The 2,947-nt window shown below is 65.0% G+C and carries 1 protein-coding gene; it reads left to right on the top strand.

The features are described from left to right. The first annotated feature begins 109 nt into the window (after window positions 1-109). On the top strand, window positions 110-2,743 hold the full coding sequence (gene pulA, locus NOG11_RS14795) for a pullulanase-type alpha-1,6-glucosidase (RefSeq protein WP_256620589.1): 2,634 nt from the start codon (window positions 110-112) through the stop codon (window positions 2,741-2,743). Window positions 2,744-2,947 lie beyond the last annotated feature (204 nt).

Genomic DNA, 2,947 nt, shown 5'->3' with positions numbered 1-2,947 from the left:
TCCGGGAGAAGCGAACATTGCAGAAGCCTCCGTCCCGCAGCCTACCGCGATTGACAGCTGGCTTCAGCGAGCCTTACCGACAGAGCCCTTACCGTTGGGGGGCTGGTTCATGGGTCGTTTTGTTCTGCTGATCGTCACCGCGCTGTTTTCGTTGCATCTCGGCGTAACGGCAAGTGCGCAGAGCGGCGAAGGCGAGATCGCCGCCGAGGCGCGAGAGCAGCGCGGCTACTGGCTTTCGCGGCGGGTCATCGTGCTGCCGCTGGACGAGCCTGCGGAGGTTGTCCTCAGATCAGGTTCTGAGGCGGACGCCGTCGCTCTGCACCCTCAAGGCGGCTTGTCCGCGGATATGGCCGCGCGGTTCCCGCATCTTCGCGGTATGGCGAGCTACCGTCTGCCCGTGCTGTCCCGCGAGCGGCTGATCCGGATGCTTCGCGGCGATCTGGTGGTGGAGGCGAGGCGCGGCGGCGAGCTTGTGCTGAGCACGGGCCTTCAACTGCCCGGCGTTCTCGACGATCTTTTCGCCAATGAGGAGCCGCTGGGGGTCCGGTTCGAAGGCGGTGTGCCTGTCCTCTCCGTCTGGGCGCCGACGGCCACGAGCGTACGGTTGGCGCTCGGCGAGGGCGACGAGCCCGAGTTTCTAGACATGGCCTTCGATCCCGAGACCGGCATCTGGTCGGCCCGCGGCGAGGAGAACTGGTACGGCAGGCCCTACCGCTACGAGGTCACCGTCCACAGAGCCGATACGGGCCGTGTACACACCAACCTCGTAACCGACCCCTACTCCGTCGCGCTGACCACGGACAGCACCCACAGCCTGATCCTAGACCTGAGCTCGGACGATCTGAAGCCGGAGAGCTGGGACAACCTCGAGAAGCCTTCCCTCGAAGCGCCCGAAGACATCGCCATCTACGAGCTGCACGTGCGGGACTTCTCCATCGCGGACGCCACCGTGCCCGCAGACGAGCGCGGCAAGTTCGAGGCCTTCAGCCGAACCTCATCGAATGGAATGCAGCACCTTCTGGCATTGGAAGAGGCTGGCTTGACCCATATTCACCTCCTTCCGAGTTTCGACTGCGCCACCATCCCGGAGGCTGGCCAGAAGACCCCGCCGGATCTGACAAGCTACGGGCCAGGCAGCGCCCGCCAGCAGGCTATCCTCGAAGAGCACCGGGCAACGGACGGCTTCAACTGGTGCTACGACCCCTACCACTACACCGTGCCCGAAGGATCCTACGCGGCGGATACCGACGGCGCCGCCCGCACCCTCGCCTTTCGCGAGATGGTCAGCTCCCTGAACAGGAACGGCCTGCGCGTGGTCATGGATGTGGTCTACAACCACACCACGGCGTCCGGTCAGGCGGAGAGATCCGTCCTCGATAAGATCGTGCCCGGCTACTACCACCGCCTGCTGGAGGACGGCCGCGTCGCCACCTCCACCTGCTGCGCCAACACCGCCACCGAGCACAGGATGATGGAGCGGCTGATGGTGGACAGCCTCCTGACCTGGGCCAAGGCCTACAAGGTGGACGGCTTTCGCTTCGATCTCATGGGTCACCACAGCCGCGAGAACATGCTGAAGGTGAAGGAAGCGCTCAGCTCCCTGACGACGGAGGAGGACGGCGTCGACGGCTCCGCCATCTATCTCTACGGAGAGGGATGGGACTTCGGTGAGGTGTCGGGCAATGCTCGCTTCGTCCAGGCGACCCAGGCGCAGATGGGCCAGGACACCGGCGTCGGCTCCTTCAACGATCGCTTGCGGGATGCCGTGCGGGGCGGCAGGCCCTTCGACACCGGCATTCAGCATGTCCAGAACCAGGGCCTCGCCAACGGTCTCTATACGGACCCCAACGAAGAGCGCCCTGCCGACGACGGCGCGAGGGAGGAGTGGCTCGCCTATGCCGACCTCGCCCGCCTCGGTCTCGCAGGACAGCTCAGCGGCTACCGCTTCGAAGGCGCTTCGGGCGAAGAAGTGACGGGGGCTGACGTCCTCTACTTCGGCACTCCAGGCGCAGGCTACGCCTCGGACCCGCAGGAGGCGATCAACTACGTCGCCGCCCACGACAACGAGACCCTGTTCGACATATACGCCTACAAGCTGCCTCTGGACAGCTCGCCCACCGACCGTGTGCGCTCACAGGTGCTGGCGACGAGCTTCGTGCTGCTCGCCCAGGGCATTCCCCTCCTCCACGCCGGCCAGGACATGCTGCGTTCGAAGTCCCTGGACCGGAACAGCTACGACTCCGGCGACTGGTTCAATCTTCTGGACTTTTCGTACCAGGACAATGGCTGGGGCCGTGGCCTTCCGCCGCGTCAGGAGAACGAGGCCAACTGGGAGGAGCAGCGCGCGTTCCTAACCCATGACGACATCAAACCCGAACCACGCCATATCGCGCAGACGGCGGCGCTCACCCGCGAGTACCTGCAGATCAGGAGCGCTGAACCTCTGTTCCGCCTACGCACGGCCGAGGATGTTCAGCGCCAGGTCCGTTTTCTGAACACAGGACCTGACCAGGAGATCGGGCTCATCGTGATGACCCTGGGCGAGGACGAGGCCGCGCCCGAACTGGTCGTCGTGTTCAACACCAAAGCCGAGCGGGCCAGCTTCGACACGGGGCTCGAAAGCGACTACGCTCTTCATGCTGTTCAGCAGAAATCAGCCGATGGAGCGCTTCGGACGGCGAGCATGCGGAGCGGCACGGCAAGCGTTCCCGCCCGAAGCGCGGTGGTTTTCGTCAGGCGCTAAAGCACCGGACCGCGAAGCGGGAACCGGTTCGCGGCGGAAAGACGCTCGCAGACAAAAGACGATCACATCCTTCGCAAATGCGAGCGGCCCCCTCCGCCCCTTCGGGGCACCTCCCCCACTTCGTAGGGGAGGGAAGCAGAACCAGCGCCGTTCTCTATGTCGCTCCCCCTCTAGAGGGGGAGCTGCCGGTAGGCTGAGGGGGAG

This window comes from Parvularcula maris, from assembly GCF_024505085.1.
Lineage (GTDB): Bacteria > Pseudomonadota > Alphaproteobacteria > Caulobacterales > Parvularculaceae > Parvularcula > Parvularcula maris.
Note: the sequence above shows the minus strand (reverse complement) of the source record. Positions and strands in the feature narration are given on the sequence as shown.

Excerpts from the sequence above, each read along its gene's own strand:
- pulA (WP_256620589.1), top strand. The coding sequence starts at position 110 with ATGGGTCGTTTTGTTCTGCTGATCGTCACCGCGCTGTTTTCGTTGCAT.